We start from the raw sequence: 16,673 nt of genomic DNA, 5'->3' as shown, positions 1-16,673 counted from the left end.
CCGACGGGCTCGGCCGCGTTACGGGCCGCGATCCGGCACGCTCTGCGGGGGTCGCCGCGCCCGGAGTAGGATTCGGTGTATGAGCGAAGACACCCCCACCGCCATCACCCAGGAGCGCCGCGTCGTCACCGAGATCCCCGGCCCTCGTTCCCGCGAGCTGCACGCCCGCCGCCAGGCCGTCGTGCCGCCGGGCGTCCACAGCGTGCTCCCGGTCTACATCGAGCGCGCCCACGACTCCGTGCTCGTCGACGTCGACGGCAACCAGATCGTCGACGTCTGCGGAGGCATCGGCGTCACCACGATCGGGCACACCGACGACGCCGTCGTGGCGGCTGCGGCCGAGCAGCTGGGGAAGGTCACGCACACCCTCTTCACGATGACGCCGTACGAGCCGTACGTGCGCGTAGCCGAGTTCCTCGCGAAGCACGTGCCGGGGTCGACCGCCGAGCAGCCCTACAAGACGCTGCTCATGAACTCGGGCGCCGAGGCCGTCGAGAACGGCGTGAAGATCGCCCGCAAGCACACCGGCCGGCCCGGCGTCGCGGTGCTCGAGCACGCCTATCACGGCCGCACGATGCTGACGAGCAGCATGAACTTCAAGGGCGCACCCTACGCCGCCGGCTACGGCCCCCGCGCGGGCGACATCTACAAGGCCCCGAACTCGTACCCGGCGCGCGACGGTCTGAGCGGCCCCGACGCCGCGAAGCGCACGATCGCCTACCTCGAGAAGGTGGCCGGCGCCGAGGATCTCGCGTGCCTCGTGGTCGAGCCGATCCAGGGCGAGGGCGGCTTCATCGTGCCGGCCGACGGCTACCTGCCCGCGCTCGCGGAATGGTGCCGCGCCAACGGCATCGTCTTCATCGCCGACGAGGTGCAGGCCGGCATGGCCCGCACCGGCACCGTGTTCTCGATCGAGCAGTTCGGCGTCGTCCCCGACATCGTGCTCTCGGCGAAGGGCATCGCGGGCGGCCTGCCGCTCGCGGGTATCACGGGTCGCGCCGAGATCATGGACAAGTCGCAGCCTGGCGGCCTCGGCGGCACCTTCGGCGGCAACCCCGTCTCCTGCGCCGCGGCGACCGCCGTGTTCGAGCAGATCGAGCAGACCGACCTGCTCGCCGAGGCGAAGCGCATCGGCGACACCTTCGGCGGGGCCCTGCGCGACCTGCAGTCGAAGTACGCCGACAACATCGTCGACGTGCGCGGCATCGGCGCCATGCAGGCCGTCGAGTTCGTGAAGCCCGGCACCCTGGAGCACGACACCGAGATCGTGGCGAAGGTGATCGACCGCGCTGCGCAGCAGGGCGTGCTGCTGCTGAGCGCCGGCATCTACTCCAACGTGATCCGGTTCCTGCCGTCGCTGAAGATGAGCGACGAGCTGATCGCCGACGTCGTCGCGGTGATCGACGAGGCGATCGGCGCCGAACTGGGCTAGACGCGAGGCCCGGCCGCCCCGCGCCTCAGGGGCGGCCGGGTTCCGTGAGCGGTGTGGAGGGGTCCGGCACCGTGACCCGGGCCTCCGGTGCGCCGCCGGGATCCGCGAGCACCGTGGTGGTCTGCGACACCGCGAGCGCGCCCCAGGCCGCGGCGGTGCGGGCGGCGTCGGCGTTCGCGTGGGCCGCGTCGCTCATGTCGGCCCCGGCGCTCGCGTGAGCCGCCGCACTCGCGTCGACCCCGGCGCTCCCCTCGGCCTGCCGCGCTTCCGTGCGCGCCCGGCTGACGAGGAAGCCCGCGAGCGAGGCGTCTCCGGCCCCGACGGTGTTCACGACGGCCGGCGCGACGGCGCTGCCGAGGAAGTACCCCTCCTCGCCCACCACGAGCGCCCCGTCGGCGCCCATGCTGACGTAGACCGTCTCGATGCCGCCGGATCCGGATCCGCCCGTCCGCAGCTCCTGGGCGGCCGCGACCACGTCGCCGACGGTGTCGAGCTCGCGCCCGACCGCCTCGGCGAGCTCGTGCGTGTTGGGCTTGATCGCGTGGACGCGCCCCGGGTACCGCAGCACCCGGTGCAGCGCCTCGCCGCTCGTGTCGACGGCGAGGCGCACCCCCAGCGCCGCGGCGCCGTCGAGCAGCTCCTCGAAGGGCACGAGCTCACCCGTCTCGATGACCCGCGGCAGGGTGCCGCAGAGCACGAGCCAGCCGCCGTCCAGCTCGGCGACGGCGCGCAGGCTCGCGTCCACGAGCGCGCGCCACTCGTCCTCCGCGAGCGGCGTCGGCCCCTCGTTGATCTTCGTCGTCGTGCCGTCGTCCTCGACGACCGAGACGTTCACCCGGATGTCTCTCCCGATGGGCACGGGGCGCAGCACCGCGTCGCCCTCCACCCCGAGCAGCTCCCGCCGGCCGAGCGGCACCACCGCGAGCACCGGCACATCGGTCTGCCCGACGGCGAGCGCGACGTTCACGCCCTTGCCGCTGAGCTCCCGATGCACCGAACGGGCGCGGTTCACGCCGCCCGAGACGTAGGCGTCGATCGTGTAGGTGCGGTCGACCGCGGCCGCCGCGGTCACCGTCACTATTCCGCCGGTACGCACCGTCGGGCCTCCTTCAGCTCTGGCGTTCATTCCGCTCCCACCACGACGACGTTCTCCATCGGTTCCAGGATCCCGCGCCGTTCGCGGAAGGCCTCCTCCTCGACGACGACGGTCTCGAACTCGGGCAGCGTGGCGTAGACCACGAAGCCGCGCCGCCCGACCTCGTCGGAGTCGCGCAGCACCAGCAGGGATCGCTTCGCGCGCCGCAGCGCGAGCCTGCGGATCGCCGCCGTCTCGGGGCGGGCCACGAGCTCGAGGCCGTGGCCGAGCTCGCCCGCGACGATGACGGCGAGGTCGGGCTGCGTCCGCAGCAGCGTCCGCCGCGCCCACTCCCCCGTCTGCATGCCCGTCTCGGGATCTATCTGACCCCCCAGCGAGAGCACCGCGACCGAGGGGTGCATGCTCGCGACCATCGCGACGTCGAGACCGGGCACGATCAGGTCGAGCTCCGCGTCCTCGGGGAGCTTCTCGGCGATCTGCTCCGCGACGGTGCCCCCGTCGAGGTACACGGAGCCCTCGCTCGGCAGCAGCGAGAGGACGCGGTCGATGAGCGGGAGGTCGGCGGCGTCCGCGCGGCCGCCCTCCTGCGTGAGAGAGGTGGCGAGCTGCACGCTCACGGCCCCGCCGCGGGTGCGGGCGAGCTGCCCCTCGGCCTCCATGAGCCGCAGGTCGCGTCGGATCGTCTCCTCCGCGACTCCGAGCCGGGCCGCGAGGTCCGAGACCTCGACCCGGCCGTGCGCGCCGAGGAGCTCCGTGACGAGGCTCCTCCGCTGCTTCGGCCCCTCGGACCGCGACGGGGCCGCCGGGACGGCGGTGTCGTCAGTTCCCGCCACCGGCTCGTTCCTTCCACCAGGGCGAGACCGCGCGCTGCAGCGAGTCGAAGGCGGCGCGCGCGTCGTCCCAGTAGCCCCGCGCCGCGGGGTCGGGCAGGATCGGGTCGCCGAGGCGGGCCCGCTCCTGCGCCGAGGCGAGATCCTCGAAGAGGCCGAGATGGACGGCCCCGAGCGCCGCCGCACCGAAGGCGCCGGCCTCGTCCTCCATCGCCACGCGCACCGGTCGACCGAGCGCGTTCGCCGCGAGCCCCGCGTAGTAGGGGGAGCGCGACAGGCCGCCGCCGAGCGCGACGGGCCCCTCGAACTCGAACGCCTCGGCGAGCGCGGAGACGTGCCAGTGGTGCATCAGCGCGATGCCCTCCAGCACGCCGCGCAGCAGGTGCTCGGGGCCGTGCCAGCCCCGCAGGCCCGAGAGCGTGCCCGACGCGTCGAGGCCGGGCGGCGAGCCGGCGAAGAAGGGCAGCACGGCGGGGATCTCGGTGTCGAGGTCGAGCGCGGCGGCCCGGGCGAAGAGGGCGTCGCGCGCGTCCGAGCCGGTGGCGCCGAGCAGGCGCAGCAGCCAGTCGAGCGTCGGGGACGCCGTCGACGAGGTCGACATCGCGATCCTGAGATCGGGCGTCACGGAGAGCCGCGACTGCCAGCGGGGATCGATGTCGGGGCGGCGCGTGGTGACGCCGTTCGTGTTGAAGGAACCCGCGACGCACGCGAGGCGCCCGGGCTCGAGGGCCGCCATGCCGATCGAGCTGGCCTGCACGTCGTGCAGGCCGGCGAGCACGGGCGTGCCCTCGGGGATGCCGGTCTCCTCCGCTGCGGCCCGCGAGACGCGGCCCACGGGGTCGGCGCTGGATCGCAGACGCGGCAGCAGCGGTTCCAGCCCTCCCGCGCCGTACGCCTCGAGCACCTCCGAGCTCCACGCCGCGGCCCCCGTGTCGAGGAACGACGCGGTCGCGTCGGAGTAGTCGGTGCAGATGTCCTCCGCAGTCTCGCCGGTCAGGCGGATGCGCGCGACGTCCTTGCAGAACACCATGGCGCGCGCCCGGTCGATCCGCTCGGGGTGGTGCCGCCTCGTCCACAGCAGCAGGGTGCCGGGCGAGGCTGCCCCCGCGGCCTGCCCGGAGACCTCCAGGATGACGCGGACCCGCTCGGGATCCGCCGATATCTCGGCGGCCTCCGCGGCCGCGCGCTCGTCCATGGCGGTGATGGCGGGGCCCACCGCGGCACCCGCGGCGTCGACGAGGTGGAGGCCGTCGCCGTGGCCGCTGATGCAGACGGCCCCGATCCTGCCCGTGTCGACGGCCGGGTCGGCCAGGGCCGATGCGACGGCTCCGGTCACGGCCGCCCAGAGCCCGTCCTGGCTGCGCTCGACGTGGTTCGGCGCCGGCCGCTCGATGGGGCTGTCCTTGCGGCCGACCGAGATCGGCCGCAAGGACGCGTCGTGCACCACCGCCTTCACGGCGGTCTGCCCGACGTCGATTCCGAGGAGGAGGGGTGCGGAGCTCATCGCTACTTGATCGCGCCCATGGCGAGGCCGCGGACGAGACGCTTCTGCGCGAGCCAGCCGGCGATGACCACGGGCAGCACGGCGAGGGTCGCCGCGGCCGAGAGCACCGCGAGGAACTGCCCGCGCCCGTCGACGAAGCTTCCGAGGAAGGGGGGCGTGGTGCGCGCCATCGTCGACGTCAGCAGGTTGGCGAGGAAGTACTCGTTCCAGGCGAAGATGAAGCAGATCAGCGCGACGGCGGCGACGCCGGGCATCACGATGGGCAGCACGACCCGCACCAGCTCGGTCCAGAACTTCGCCCCGTCGATCTGGGCCGCCTCGATGATCTCGGTCGGCACCTCCGCGAAGAAGGAGCGCATCATCCACACCGCGAGCGGCAGGTTCATGCCCACGTACAGGATCGCGAGCGCGTTGATGTTGTCGAGCGCCCCGAGGTTGCGCAGCAGCAGGTAGATCGGGATGATCGCGGCGGCGATGGGCATGAACCTCGTCGAGATGAAGAAGAACAGCGCGTCGGTCCACTTCACGATCGGACGGATCGAGAGCCCGTACGCGGCGGGGATGGCGAGCGCGAGCACGATCAGCGTCGACATCACGCTCGCCGTGAGCGAGTTGATGAGGTAGATCGCGAAGCCCCGGTTCATCACCGCCTCGAAGCGGTCGAACGAGAGCTCGGTGAAGATCGTCGGCGTGGAGGTGGCCGCGGCGGCCTCGGTCTTGAAACCGGTGAACACCATCCAGGCGACGGGGAAGAAGAACGCGAGCACGAGCACCCAGGTGAGGGTCGTGATCAGCGCGGCGGTCGCCTTGCGGCGGGCCGGGGAACGACGGCGGGCGGGCATCAGCGGACTCCTTCGGCGCGGAAGATCTTGAACAGCGTGCGCAGGGCGATCGTCGCGACGATGATCGTCAGGATCACGGTGAGCACGCCGTAGGCTGCGGCCTCGCCGAGCTCCAGGCCGACGAACGCGCGCTCGTAGAGCAGGTAGGGCAGCGTCTTCGTGCCGCCCGTGCCCCGGGTCATGATCGCGATCGGATCGAACATCTGCAGCAGCATGATGGTGCCCAGCAGGGCGGAGAGCTCGATGTACGTGCGCAGGTGCGGCAGCGTCATGGTGAAGAAGGTGCGCACCGTGCCGGCGCCGTCGACGGCGGCGGCCTCGAGCACGTCGCTCGGCTGGCTCTGCAGGCCGGCGAGCAGGATCAGCATCATGAACGGCGTGTACTGCCAGGTCATGACGATGATGATGGTGATCATGGGCGCGTCGGTGTTCCACGCCACCGGCGGGATTCCGACCACCGAGAGCACCCAGTTCACGATGCCGACGTTGGAGTCGAGCATCGACCACTTCCAGATGAGCGCGGCCGCGGCCGGCATCATGAGGAAGGGCGTGATCAGCAGCGTCCTCGCGAGCCCCTGCCCGCGGAACTTGCGGTCGAGCAGGATCGCGAAGCACAGGCCCAGGATCACCGCGAAGAGCACGGACCCGCCGGTGATGAGCACGGTCGCGAACATCGACTCGAAGAAGCTCCCGTTGGAGAGCACCTTCGCGTAGTTCTGGAAGCCCACGAACCCGCGGTCGCCCGGGCGCTGCATGTTCCAGCGCTGGAACGAGTAGTAGATCGTCACCAGGAAGGGCACCTGGGTGATGACGATCGCGACGGCGAGCGCGGGCCAGACGAGGGTGCGCGCCAGACGCAGGTTCTTCTGCTGGCGCGGGGTGAGCTCGGCCTTCCTCTTCCGGCGACGCGTGCGCTTGTCGTCTTCCGGCATCAGGATCGCGGCGGTTGCTGTCATGTCGATTCTCCTCAACGGGTCAGAGCGGCGAAGGGGGTGGGCGCGGCGACCGCGCCCACCCCGTCCGGCTACTTCTGAGCCTCGCCCGCCGCCTCGGCGAGCTTCTGCCCCTCGGCGAGGGCCTGCTCCACCGTCTTGCGCCCGGCGAACACCTCGGCGACCTCCTGGGAGACCTGGTTGCCCAGATCCTGGAACTCGGGGATGGTCACGTACTGGATGCCCACCCACGGCTGCGGGTCGACGCCCGGCTGCTCCGGGTTCACCGCCAGCATGATGTCCTTGGTCAGCCCGGCGAAGGCGCCCGCCTCCTCCTGGTACTCGGGGATCTCATAGGTCGACTCGCGCGACCCCGGGGGAACGCGGCTCCAGCCGAGCTCCTCGCCGACCAGCTGGATGTACTCCTTGCTGGTCGCCCAGCTCACGAACTCCCAGGCGGCCTCCTGCTTCTTGGAGGTCTTCGGGATCGCGAGGTTCCACGACCACAGCCAGCCCGACTCCTCGGTCTCGACGACGGGGGCGTGGGTGTAGCCGACCTTGCCGGCGACCTGGCTCAGGTCGGGCGACTCGACGGATCCGGCGGCCGACGTCGCGTCGTACCAGATCGCCGCGTTGCCCTGGGTGAAGAGGTTCAGGCACTCGGTGAAGCCGGTGGAGACCGGATCGCTCTGACCCGCCTCCTTCACGAGATCGGTGTAGAACTGGATCGCCTCGGTGAACTCGGGGCTGTCGACGGTCGCGTTCCAGTCCTCGTCGAACCAGTTGCCGCCGAAGGTCTGCACGACCGTGGTGCCCGGCGCGAAGAACTCGCCCCAACCCGGCTTGCCGCGCAGGCAGATGCCCGCCACGTCGTCGCTGTTCACGGCGCGCGCCGCGTCCGCGACCTCCTGCCACGTCGGGTGGTCGGAGAGCGTGATGCCCGCGGCGTCGAGGATCTCCTTGTTGTACATGAGGAAGGAGCTCTCGCCGTAGAACGGCACCGCGTAGAGCTTGTCGTCGACCGTGAGCGCCGTCCTGACCGGCGGCAGGATGTCGTCGACGTCGTAGCCCTCGGTGTCGGCGGCCATGTCGGTCAGGTCGACCAGCCAGTCGTTCTGACCCCAGATCGGCACCTCGTAGCTGCCGACGGTCACGATGTCGTACTGGCCGCCCTGGGTCGCGACGTCCTGGGTCACCGCGTTCCGGAGGTCGTTCTCCTCCATCTGGATGAAGTTGACGGAGATGTTCGGGTGCTCCTCCTCGAAGGCCCCCTTCAGCTCCTCCATGTCCTTCATCTGGGGATTGTTCACGGTCGCCAGCGTGAGCGTGACCTGCTCGTCGTCGCCGCCACCGCCGCCCCCGGCACCCGCACCCGCGCAGCCCGTGGCGACGAGCGCCATGCCGGCCAGGAGGGCGGTGGAGCCGACCAGGCGTCGCTTTCTCAGATCAGACGTCATTATCCATCTCCATTGTCTGTCGTCGTTGACACGTACAGATTCATCGTTGCCACGTCGCCTCCCGGCTCCGCTCGCGCGGGTCGAGGGGCGACAACCTGTTTGATTGCACACCAATCTCCTCCATAGTGCAAGACTTGCGGGCATCAAATCAAAAATAAACGGACACGATTTGATGACGATCCGGTACGCTTCCTACTGAATGCGGATCACTTGGCCCCGGAGAGGAGCACGGTGTACCCCACCGAACGCAGAGCGGCGATCCTCGCGGCCGCACGCGCGGCGGGTCGGCGCGTCGCCGTCTCCGATCTCAGCCGTCTGCTGGGCGTCACCCCCGAGACGATACGCCGCGACCTCGACTTCCTCGAGCAGGAGGGGCTCCTCCGACGCCAGCACGGCGGCGCGCAGCTCATCCGCACCGCCCCGTTCGAGCAGTCGCTCGCCGTACGGCAGGCGAGCGAGGGGCCGCAGAAGCGGTGCATCGCCCGGGCGGTGCTCGAGCTGCTGCCCGAGGACGGGGTCGTGCTGCTCGACTCGGGATCCCTCACCCTGACGCTCGCCACCCTCTTCCCCGCCGGCCGCGACCTGCTCGTCGTGACCAACAACCTGCCGGCCGCGCGGGTGCTGTCGCGGCATCGCTCCCTCACGGTGCTGGCGCTGCCCGGCCGAGTGAGGCGGCTCACCCAGGGCGCCGTGGACGAGTGGACGCGCGAGCGTCTCGAGAACCTCTCCGTGGATCTCGCCGTCATCGGCGCCAACGGGCTCACCGCGGCGGAGGGAGCCACGACCACGAGCCCCGCGGAGGCCGCGGTCAAGCGCGGCATGCTCGAGACCGCGCGCACCAGCGTGCTGGCCGTCGCCGCCTCGAAGGTCGGGCTCGTGTCGTTCTGCGGCTTCGCGGCCCCCGACGACTTCGACCACGTCTACACCGACTCCCGGATCGAGGCGACGCAGCTGACCGAGCTCGCCGACGCCGGCGCGAATCTCACCGTAGCAACGCCAGAAGGAGGCACCGAATGACCCTGACAGACCCGGGGCGGATCATCGCAGCGCAGGGACGCACCGCAGCGTTCAACGTCATCCAGCTCGAGCACGCGGAGGCGATCGCCTCCGCGTCGGAGCGCACCGGGATCCCGGTCGTGCTCCAGATCTCCGAGAACACCGCCGCCTACCACGGCGGCCTCGCACCGCTCGCCCGCGCCGTGCTGAGCATCGCGGAGAGCGCCACGACGCCCGTGGCCGTGCACCTCGACCACGCCGAGCGCGAGGAGCTCGTGTACGAGGCGCTCGATCTCGGCTTCACCTCGGTGATGTTCGACGCCTCCAAGAGCGCCGACGCGGAGAACCGCGAGCGCACCGCCGCCGTGGCCGGGCGCGCCCACGGCGCCGGCGTGTGGGTCGAGGCCGAGCTCGGCGAGGTCGGCGGCAAGGACGGCGCCCACGCCCCCGGCGTGCGCACCGATCCCAACGAGGCCCGGGTCTTCGTGGCCGACACCGGCGTCGACGCGCTGGCCGTGGCCGTCGGCAGCTCGCACGCCATGGCCGAGCGCACGGCCTCCCTCGACTTCGCGCTCATCGCCGAGCTCGAACGGGCCGTCGACGTGCCCCTCGTGCTGCACGGTTCGAGCGGGGTGGCCGATGCGGACATCCAGCGCGCCGTCGCGAGCGGGATGCGCAAGATCAACATCGCCACCCACATCAACGGCGTCTTCACGCGCGCCGTCCGCGAGGCGCTCGACGCCGGATCCTCGATCACCGATCCCCGGAAGTACCTCGGCCCCGCCCGCGAAGCCGCCTCCGAGGAGGTCGCACGCCTCATCCGCGTCATCGCCGACGCGCCGGCGAGCCCGGGCGCCGAGCACGAGGGGAGTGCGGCGTGAGCGACGTGCAGCAGAGCGGAGCGCAGCCGGGCGACGGGACCATGCGCCGCGTCGTCGTCGAGGACGTCGACGTCTTCGCGGTCACCCGCACGCCGATCCCGCGCCCGGGCCCGGGCGAGGTGCTCGTCGCGGCATCCGTCGCCGGCGTCTGCGGCTCGGACACGCACGCCGCTCACGGCACGCACCCCTTCGTGCCCCTCCCCTACGCACCGGGCCACGAGGTCGTCGGCGTGATCCGCGAGCTCGGTGACGGCGTCGAGGGATGGAGCGCCGGCGACCGCGTGACCGTCGAGCCCACCCTGCCCTGCTGGGAGTGCAAGATGTGCACGACCGGCCGGAGCAACCTGTGCGAGCGGCTGCGCTTCTTCGGCTGCGGCTACGAGCAGGGCGGGATGGCCGACTTCTTCACGATCCCCGCGAACCGCCTCCACCGCGTCCCCGACGACCTCAGCGACGAGCAGGCCGCGCTCATCGAGCCGCTGTCCACCCCGGTGCACGCGGTTCGCCTCGCCGGCGACGTCGCCGGCAAGGCGGTCGTCATCATCGGATCCGGCACGATCGGCCTGCTCGTGCTGGCCGCGGCCAGACACGCCGGAGCGCGCACCATCGTGATGACCGACATGCTCGCCAGCAAGCGCGAGCGGGCGCTCCGGCTCGGCGCGAGCGCCGTCGTCGACTCCGCGTCACCGGAGGCCACCCGGGAGATCAGGGACCTCCTCGGCGAGAGCGCCGACGTCGTCTTCGACTGCGTCGCGGTCCAGTCGACGGTCGCCCAGGCGTGCGAGCTCGCCGCGAAGGCCGGCACCGTCATGATCGTCGGCGTGCCCGCCGCACCCGTGACGGTGCCGCTGCCGCAGATCCAGGATCTCCAGATGCGCATCCAGGGCAGCGCCACCTATCTGCCGGAGGACTACGAGACCTCGATCGAGATCATCCGCGCGGGCGAGGTTCGGGCCGAGGACATGATCACCGGCGTCTTCCCCCTCGACAGCGTCGCAGAGGCGTTCGCCGCCTCCGCCGGCGGTGAGGAGGTCAAGGTGCTCGTTCGGGTCTAGGCGGCGCCCTGGTCGCTCTCCGGCCGGCCGGCGCCGATCGCCCTCGCCGCGCTGACGGGGGCGATCTGCTCGGGGTCGACCTCGACGAGGTCGACGCCGATGCTGTCGAGATTCCCCGTGTCGCGCGCGTCGCCCACGGCGTGGACGTCGATGACGATGACCGTGACGTTGTCCCGACCCGCGTTCTCCAGCGCCTGCTGCACCAGCAGGGTCGCGGCCTCCTCGGCCGTCGCGGCGCGCGCGAGGAAGTGCTGGATCCCGATGTCGGTGAGCTCCTTCGTGAGCCCGTCGGAGCAGATCAGGATCCGCTGCCCCGGGATCAGCGCGAGCGCCGTGTAGTCGGGCACCGGCTCCTCGTTGAAGCCGACGGCTCGCGTGATGACGTTGGCGTGCGGGTGCACCTCGGCCTCCTCGGGGGTGATGGCCCCGGTGTCGATGAGATGCTGCACCACCGAGTGATCGACGGTGATCTGGCTGAGCGCGCCCTTGAAGTACTGGTAGACGCGGGAGTCGCCGATGTTGAAGACGTTCCAGGTCGGCTCCTCGGCGCAGGCGCCGATGCTCACACCCGTCACCGTCGTGCCGGCGCCGAGGTCGGTCTCCCCCGCGTCGAGCTCGATGTCGTCGACCGCGTCGCCGAGCGCGCCGTCCAGGTCCTCCGGCGTGACGTCTTGGTCGCCGCCCAGCTCGGCGAGCCTGCGCACCACCGCCGCCGAGGCGATCTCACCCGCCGAGTGGCCGCCCATCCCGTCGGCCACCGCGAATATCGGCGGCATCACGACGTAACTGTCCTGGTTCGTCTCGCGGCGCCGCCCGACGTCGGTCAGCGCGTGCCACGACAGCTCGATCTCGAGGTCGGAGTCCTGGCGATAGCGGACGCGCCGGCGCACGGCGTTCTCCCCGCGCGCGGTCATCGTCTTCTCTCTCTGGACACCCGAGTATCCTATCGCGCCGGGAAACCGCACAGATCACGCAGGGGCCGCGGCCTTCGGCGCCCCCAGCTCCGTCAGGAGGGTCAGCCGCTCCTCGGACGCGCTCCAGGAGAGCTCCAGCCCCGCCGCCCGGCCCCAGTCGGCGAGACTCCCGGGGCCGTCGATGGAGTCGGGGCGCGCCAGCGCGAGCCTGCGCACCAGGTCGCCCTTGGCGGCCTTGTTGAAGTGGTTCAGCGCGCGCACGGCGCCGTCGGCGCCCCGCTGGGCGACGTGCAGCGTGACGCCCGCGTCGCCGGGCACCGGGGCGAGCTCGGCGTAGTCCTTGGAGCGCAGATCGAGCACGAAACCCGCCTCTCGCCAGTCCACCTCGGCGTGCGCCGCGCGCCAGACGGCCTTCAGGCTGCTGCCGATGCCCGGCAGGCGGGAACCGGCCGAGAGCCGGTACGCCGGAATGCGATCCCGAGCCGAGATGACCCCGAACAGCGCCGACTGCACCGCGGCGTGGTCGCCGAGCCACGCCCGCGCCTCCGCGTCGAGGGAGGCCGCGTCGAGGTGGTCGTAGAGCACCCCCGTGTAGCGGTCCATGGCCGGCAGTCCCCCGGAGACCTCCAGCTCGAGATTGCGCCGCAGTTCGTGCCGGTTCTTCACCCCGAGCTTCAGCGCCCGGGCCGCGGCCTCCTCGTCCCTGCTGAGCTCCTCGAGGCCGCGCCGGATCCTGCCGCGCGCCTCCGTCAGGGCATCCGCGAAGGCGAGCGACGCCGCGTCGAAGGGCGCGTCGCCGCCGCTCCGCTTCGTCTCGGACGGGGGCAGCAGGATCAGCATGCCAGGAGCACCCGCGACTCGGTGTCGTTCGGCCGGATCTGGATCTTGCGGCCGCGCCCCTCGCGGAACATGGCGAGCGCTTCGGCGTAGTCGTCGAGCACGAAGGAGTGGCTCAGCAGCGGGGCGGCGTCGATGGCGCCGGCCTCGAACATCTCCACCGCACGGCCGAACGAGTTGTGGTAGGCCATGGAGCCGACGATGTTCAGCTCCTGCCGGAACACGCGGAACGGCGAGAACCTGGCCGTCTGGTCGGCGGGCGCGACGCCGAAGTCGTGGAAGGTGCCGCCGACCTTCACCCGTCCGAGGGCGTCCTCGATCGCGCGGATGCTGCCGGTGCAATCGATCACGACCTCCCACTTCTCGCGCGCCGCATCGTCGGCGCTCGTGTGGCGCAGCTCGATCCCGCACTCCTCCGCGACGCGCAGCCGGTCCTCGTTGAGGTCGACGAGCGTCACCGACGCCGCCCCAGCACGGCTCGCCAGCTGCGCCATCATCAGGCCCATGGTGCCTGCGCCGTAGATGAGCACGTGGTCGCCGAGGCGCCGCGGCAGCACGTCCCAGCCGTGGATCGCGCAGGCGAGCGGCTCGATGAGCGCCGCCTGGTGGAGGTCGGTGCCCGGGGCGAGCCTGAAGACGTTGCGGGCGGGGGCGACGAAGGTCTCCTGCACGGCGCCGTCGGCGCCGCTGACGCCCATGCCCGACCAGAAGGGGCAGAGGTTCTGCCGCCCGGTGAAGCAGAACTCGCACTCGCCGCAGAACGTGTTCGGGCTCACCACGACGCGGTCTCCCACCGCAAGATCGAGCGCCCCGTCGTTGACGCCCTCGCCGAGCGCCAGCACCGTGCCGGAGGTCTCGTGCCCGGGCACGATCGGGTACTCGGTGCCCTCGAACTCGCCGTCGAGCACGTGCACGTCCGTGCCGCAGATGCCGACCGCGGCCGTCTCGATCAGCACCTCCTTGAACCCCGGACGGGGAACCTCCCGCTCCTGGATCTCGAACTCTCCCGTGCCCGTGAACACAACCGCCCGCATATCGCTGCCCCTCTCGTTCGTCCCGACCGCGAGCTCCTCATCGACCGCGGATCGGCTGTCGCGCGGCCCGTGGGCGCGCACCCGTCCATTCTCTCGCATCGAGCGCTCCGCCGGAACGACGGAAGGCCGGTCGGCCACCCTCTCGGGTGATCGACCGGCCTTCCGTTCGCGGACCGGGTCGGGCTGGCGCGTTCTCCCTTAGGCGAGAGCCGCCCGTCCCGCGACGATGGTGACCGTGTCGTGGTCGACCGAGAGGAATCCGCCCTCGGCGTCGACCCTGACCTTCTCGCCGGCCGCCGTGGTCACCCGCACCTCGCCCGACGCGAGAAGCGCGAGCAGGGGCTCGTGACCACCGAGGATACCGATCTCGCCATCCACCGTCTTCGCGATGACCTGACTGGCCGAGCCGGTCCAGACCTCGCGATCGGCGGAGACGACGCTGACAGTGAGCGATGCCATGATCTAGGCGTTTTCCTTCTGGATCTGCGCCCACTTCTCCTCGACGTCGGAGATCGCCCCGACGTTGAAGAACGCCTGCTCGGCGACGTGGTCGAACTCGCCCTTGGTGATCGCGTCGAACGACTCGATGGTGTCCTTGAGCGGCACGGTCGAGCCCTCCACACCGGTGAACTTCTTCGCCATGTAGGTGTTCTGCGAGAGGAACTGCTGGATGCGGCGTGCGCGCGCAACCGTGATCTTGTCCTCTTCCGAGAGCTCGTCGACACCGAGGATGGCGATGATCTCCTGCAGCTCCTTGTTCTTCTGCAGGATCTGCTTCACGGTGGTCGCCACGCGGTAGTGATCCTCGCCGAGGTAGCGGGGATCGAGGATGCGCGACGACGAGGTCAGCGGATCCACGGCCGGGTACAGGCCCTTCGAGGCGATCTCGCGCGAGAGCTCGGTGGTCGCGTCGAGGTGGGCGAAGGTGGTCGCGGGCGCAGGGTCCGTGTAGTCGTCGGCGGGGACGTAGATCGCCTGCAGCGAGGTGATCGAGTGACCGCGGGTCGAGGTGATGCGCTCCTGCAGGATGCCCATCTCGTCGGCGAGGTTCGGCTGGTAGCCCACCGCGGAGGGCATGCGGCCGAGCAGCGTCGACACCTCGGAACCCGCCTGCGTGAAGCGGAAGATGTTGTCGATGAAGAGCAGCACGTCCTGCTTCTGCACATCGCGGAAGTACTCCGCCATGGTCAGCGCGGAGAGCGCGACGCGGAGACGGGTCCCCGGCGGCTCGTCCATCTGGCCGAACACGAGCGCGGTCTTGTCGAAGACGCCGGCCTCGTCCATCTCGTGGATGAGGTCGTTGCCCTCACGGGTGCGCTCGCCCACACCGGCGAACACGGACACGCCGCCGTGATCCTGCGCCACGCGCTGGATCATCTCCTGGATCAGAACGGTCTTGCCGACGCCGGCGCCGCCGAACAGGCCGATCTTGCCGCCCTGGACGTACGGGGTCAGCAGGTCGATGACCTTGATGCCGGTCTCGAAGAGCTGGGTCTTCGACTCGAGCTGGTCGAAGGCCGGAGGAGTGCGGTGGATGCTCCAGCGCTCCGAGACCTCGATCTTCTCGCCCTCGGAGAGGTTGAGCACGTTGCCGGTGACGTCGAACACCTTGCCCTTGGTCACGTCGCCCACGGGGACGGTGATCGAGGTGCCGGTGTCCACGACCTCCTGGCCGCGCACGAGGCCGTCGGTCGGCTTCAGCGCGATCGCGCGGACGAGGTTGTCGCCGAGGTGCTGCGCGACCTCGAGCACGAGGGTGAAGGACTCGGAGCCCTCACCGAAATCGACGCGCGTCTCGAGCGCGTTGTACACGGCGGGGATCGAGTCGTGCGGGAACTCGATGTCGACGACGGGGCCGGTGACTCGGGCGATGCGCCCGATGACCTTGGCCTCAGTCGCCACGGCGGCGGTTTCGGTCATGTTTCTCTCTCTTCGTAAGTGGGCTAGCTGGACAGCGCGTCCGCGCCGCCCACGATCTCGGAAATCTGCTGGGTGATCTCCGCCTGACGCGCGTTGTTCGCGAGGCGGGTGAAGTCGCGGATGAGGGCGTCGGCGTTGTCGCTCGCCGACTTCATCGCCTTCTGCGTCGCAGCGTGCTTCGCGGCCGCCGACTCCAGCAGCGCGTTGAAGAGGCGCGACTCGATGTAGGCGGGCAGCAGGCGGTCGAGCACGGTGTCCGCGTCGGGCTCGAACTCGTAGAGCGATCCGGGGCCGGCCTCGACCTCGGCGACGCCCTCGACGACCTCGAGCGGCAGCAGACGATGCACCTGCGGAACCTGGCTCACCATGCTGATCAGGCGGTTGTAGACGAGGTGGATCTCGTCGACGCCGCCCTCGGCGGTCTCGGTGCCGAACGCGGTGAGCAGCGCCTCGCTGATCTCCTGCGCGGTCTCGAACACCGGGTTCTCCGTGCCGCCCGTCCAGACGCGCTCGGAGGGCCGATTGCGGAAGGCGAAGTAGCCCTGCGCCTTCCGGCCGATCAGGTAGTAGGTCACTTCCTTGCCCTCGGAGCGCAGCAGCTCGCTGAGCTCCTCCGCCTCACGCAGCACCTGCGAGTTGAAGGCGCCGGCGAGGCCGCGATCCGACGTGAAGATGACGACCGCGGCGCGCTCGATCCTCTCGGGCTCGGTCAGCAGCGGGTGATCGGTGTTCGAGTGAACCGCGACCGCAGACACGGCGCGGGTGATCGCCGTCGTGTAGGGGTTCGAGGCGTCGACGCGAGCCTTCGCCTTCTGGATGCGAGAGGCTGCGATCAGCTCCATCGCACGGGTGATCTTCTTGGTCGTCTGGGCAGAGCGGATCCTCTGCCGGTAGACCCGAAGTTGCGCTCCCATGTCTCTCCTGTAGGTGGTAGGTGCGGTCT

16 protein-coding genes are annotated in these 16,673 nt (G+C 70.7%); 4 read left to right on the top strand and 12 right to left on the bottom strand.

Features of this window, described 5'->3' with window-relative positions; all coding sequences use genetic code 11:
- Positions 1–79: 79 nt before the first annotated feature.
- Positions 80–1,432 (top strand): aminotransferase class III-fold pyridoxal phosphate-dependent enzyme, encoded by a 1,353-nt coding sequence (locus JD276_RS05360; protein WP_200114595.1) that lies wholly within the window; start codon positions 80–82, stop codon positions 1,430–1,432.
- Between the two features lie 25 nt (positions 1,433–1,457).
- Here the strand turns inward: JD276_RS05360 and JD276_RS05355 are convergent, their stop codons facing one another.
- From JD276_RS05355 to JD276_RS05330, 6 genes are all read right to left on the bottom strand, one after another.
- Positions 1,458–2,528 (bottom strand): 1-phosphofructokinase family hexose kinase, encoded by a 1,071-nt coding sequence (locus JD276_RS05355; protein WP_200114592.1) that lies wholly within the window; start codon positions 2,526–2,528, stop codon positions 1,458–1,460.
- Positions 2,529–2,554: 26 nt separating this feature from the next.
- The gene (locus tag JD276_RS16305) at positions 2,555–3,361 is read right to left on the bottom strand and encodes a DeoR/GlpR family DNA-binding transcription regulator (RefSeq protein ID WP_200114590.1); all 807 of its coding nucleotides are present in this window, start codon (positions 3,359–3,361) and stop codon (positions 2,555–2,557) included.
- Positions 3,348–4,862 carry an FGGY family carbohydrate kinase gene (locus JD276_RS05345; RefSeq protein WP_200114588.1) on the bottom strand — a complete coding sequence of 505 codons (1,515 nt, stop codon included), beginning with the start codon at positions 4,860–4,862 and terminating at the stop codon, positions 3,348–3,350. The genes JD276_RS16305 and JD276_RS05345 overlap by 14 nt, the downstream gene beginning before the upstream one ends.
- Before the next feature lie 2 nt (positions 4,863–4,864).
- Positions 4,865–5,704, bottom strand: a complete 840-nt coding sequence (locus JD276_RS05340; protein ID WP_200114585.1) for a carbohydrate ABC transporter permease — start codon at positions 5,702–5,704, stop codon at positions 4,865–4,867.
- Entirely contained in the window at positions 5,704–6,660 is a 957-nt protein-coding gene (locus JD276_RS05335) for a carbohydrate ABC transporter permease (RefSeq protein WP_233615342.1), read from the bottom strand. Before JD276_RS05335 ends, JD276_RS05340 begins: the two co-directional genes overlap by 1 nt.
- Before the next feature lie 68 nt (positions 6,661–6,728).
- On the bottom strand, positions 6,729–8,093 hold the full coding sequence (locus JD276_RS05330; RefSeq protein WP_200114584.1) for an ABC transporter substrate-binding protein: 1,365 nt from the start codon (positions 8,091–8,093) through the stop codon (positions 6,729–6,731).
- 231 nt (positions 8,094–8,324) lie between these two features.
- On the opposite strand from JD276_RS05330, the gene JD276_RS05325 reads away from it, so the two are divergent.
- Genes JD276_RS05325 through JD276_RS05315 form a run of 3 tightly spaced genes read left to right on the top strand, consistent with a single transcriptional unit; the run spans position 8,325 to position 11,025 of the window.
- Positions 8,325–9,110, top strand: a complete 786-nt coding sequence (locus tag JD276_RS05325) for a DeoR/GlpR family DNA-binding transcription regulator (protein ID WP_200114583.1) — start codon at positions 8,325–8,327, stop codon at positions 9,108–9,110.
- Positions 9,107–9,970, top strand: a complete 864-nt coding sequence (locus JD276_RS05320) for a class II fructose-bisphosphate aldolase (RefSeq protein ID WP_200114581.1) — start codon at positions 9,107–9,109, stop codon at positions 9,968–9,970. The genes JD276_RS05325 and JD276_RS05320 overlap by 4 nt, the downstream gene beginning before the upstream one ends.
- Complete coding sequence (locus tag JD276_RS05315; protein WP_307866468.1) at positions 9,967–11,025, top strand: zinc-dependent alcohol dehydrogenase; 1,059 nt, start codon at positions 9,967–9,969, stop codon at positions 11,023–11,025. The genes JD276_RS05320 and JD276_RS05315 overlap by 4 nt, the downstream gene beginning before the upstream one ends.
- Here JD276_RS05315 and JD276_RS05310 read toward each other — a convergent pair.
- From JD276_RS05310 to JD276_RS05285, 6 genes are all read right to left on the bottom strand, one after another.
- Positions 11,022–11,939, bottom strand: coding sequence for a PP2C family protein-serine/threonine phosphatase (locus JD276_RS05310; protein WP_200114579.1), 918 nt, complete (start codon positions 11,937–11,939; stop codon positions 11,022–11,024). The two genes, JD276_RS05315 and JD276_RS05310, sit on opposite strands and share 4 nt — an antisense overlap.
- A gap of 54 nt (positions 11,940–11,993) precedes the next feature.
- Complete coding sequence (locus tag JD276_RS05305) at positions 11,994–12,779, bottom strand: YaaA family protein (protein ID WP_200114577.1); 786 nt, start codon at positions 12,777–12,779, stop codon at positions 11,994–11,996.
- Positions 12,773–13,909, bottom strand: coding sequence for a zinc-dependent alcohol dehydrogenase family protein (locus JD276_RS05300; RefSeq protein ID WP_233615340.1), 1,137 nt, complete (start codon positions 13,907–13,909; stop codon positions 12,773–12,775). Before JD276_RS05300 ends, JD276_RS05305 begins: the two co-directional genes overlap by 7 nt.
- 99 nt (positions 13,910–14,008) lie before the next feature.
- Positions 14,009–14,269: a F0F1 ATP synthase subunit epsilon gene (locus tag JD276_RS05295; RefSeq protein WP_200114576.1), complete on the bottom strand. Its 261-nt coding sequence runs from the start codon at positions 14,267–14,269 to the stop codon at positions 14,009–14,011.
- Positions 14,270–14,272: 3 nt separating this feature from the next.
- Positions 14,273–15,730 carry a F0F1 ATP synthase subunit beta gene (gene atpD / locus JD276_RS05290; protein ID WP_200114575.1) on the bottom strand — a complete coding sequence of 486 codons (1,458 nt, stop codon included), beginning with the start codon at positions 15,728–15,730 and terminating at the stop codon, positions 14,273–14,275.
- A 23-nt stretch (positions 15,731–15,753) separates the two neighbouring features.
- Positions 15,754–16,644 carry a F0F1 ATP synthase subunit gamma gene (locus JD276_RS05285; protein WP_200114574.1) on the bottom strand — a complete coding sequence of 297 codons (891 nt, stop codon included), beginning with the start codon at positions 16,642–16,644 and terminating at the stop codon, positions 15,754–15,756.
- Between the last annotated feature and the right edge of the window lie 29 nt (positions 16,645–16,673).

Source organism: Leucobacter chromiisoli, from assembly GCF_016522505.1.
In the GTDB taxonomy this organism is placed as follows: Bacteria; Actinomycetota; Actinomycetes; order Actinomycetales; family Microbacteriaceae; genus Leucobacter; species Leucobacter chromiisoli.
This window is presented reverse-complemented; position numbering and strand designations above follow the sequence as displayed.

Coding starts and splice junctions, on each gene's coding strand:
- atpD (WP_200114575.1), bottom strand. CDS start 15,730: ATGACCGAAACCGCCGCCGTGGCGACTGAGGCCAAGGTCATCGGGCGC.
- JD276_RS05285 (WP_200114574.1), bottom strand. CDS start 16,644: ATGGGAGCGCAACTTCGGGTCTACCGGCAGAGGATCCGCTCTGCCCAG.
- JD276_RS05295 (WP_200114576.1), bottom strand. CDS start 14,269: ATGGCATCGCTCACTGTCAGCGTCGTCTCCGCCGATCGCGAGGTCTGG.
- JD276_RS05305 (WP_200114577.1), bottom strand. CDS start 12,779: ATGCTGATCCTGCTGCCCCCGTCCGAGACGAAGCGGAGCGGCGGCGAC.
- JD276_RS05300 (WP_233615340.1), bottom strand. CDS start 13,909: ATGCGAGAGAATGGACGGGTGCGCGCCCACGGGCCGCGCGACAGCCGA.
- JD276_RS05330 (WP_200114584.1), bottom strand. CDS start 8,093: ATGACGTCTGATCTGAGAAAGCGACGCCTGGTCGGCTCCACCGCCCTC.
- JD276_RS05320 (WP_200114581.1), top strand. CDS start 9,107: ATGACCCTGACAGACCCGGGGCGGATCATCGCAGCGCAGGGACGCACC.
- JD276_RS05360 (WP_200114595.1), top strand. CDS start 80: ATGAGCGAAGACACCCCCACCGCCATCACCCAGGAGCGCCGCGTCGTC.
- JD276_RS05345 (WP_200114588.1), bottom strand. CDS start 4,862: ATGAGCTCCGCACCCCTCCTCCTCGGAATCGACGTCGGGCAGACCGCC.
- JD276_RS05310 (WP_200114579.1), bottom strand. CDS start 11,939: ATGACCGCGCGCGGGGAGAACGCCGTGCGCCGGCGCGTCCGCTATCGC.
- JD276_RS05340 (WP_200114585.1), bottom strand. CDS start 5,704: ATGCCCGCCCGCCGTCGTTCCCCGGCCCGCCGCAAGGCGACCGCCGCG.
- JD276_RS05335 (WP_233615342.1), bottom strand. CDS start 6,660: ATGACAGCAACCGCCGCGATCCTGATGCCGGAAGACGACAAGCGCACG.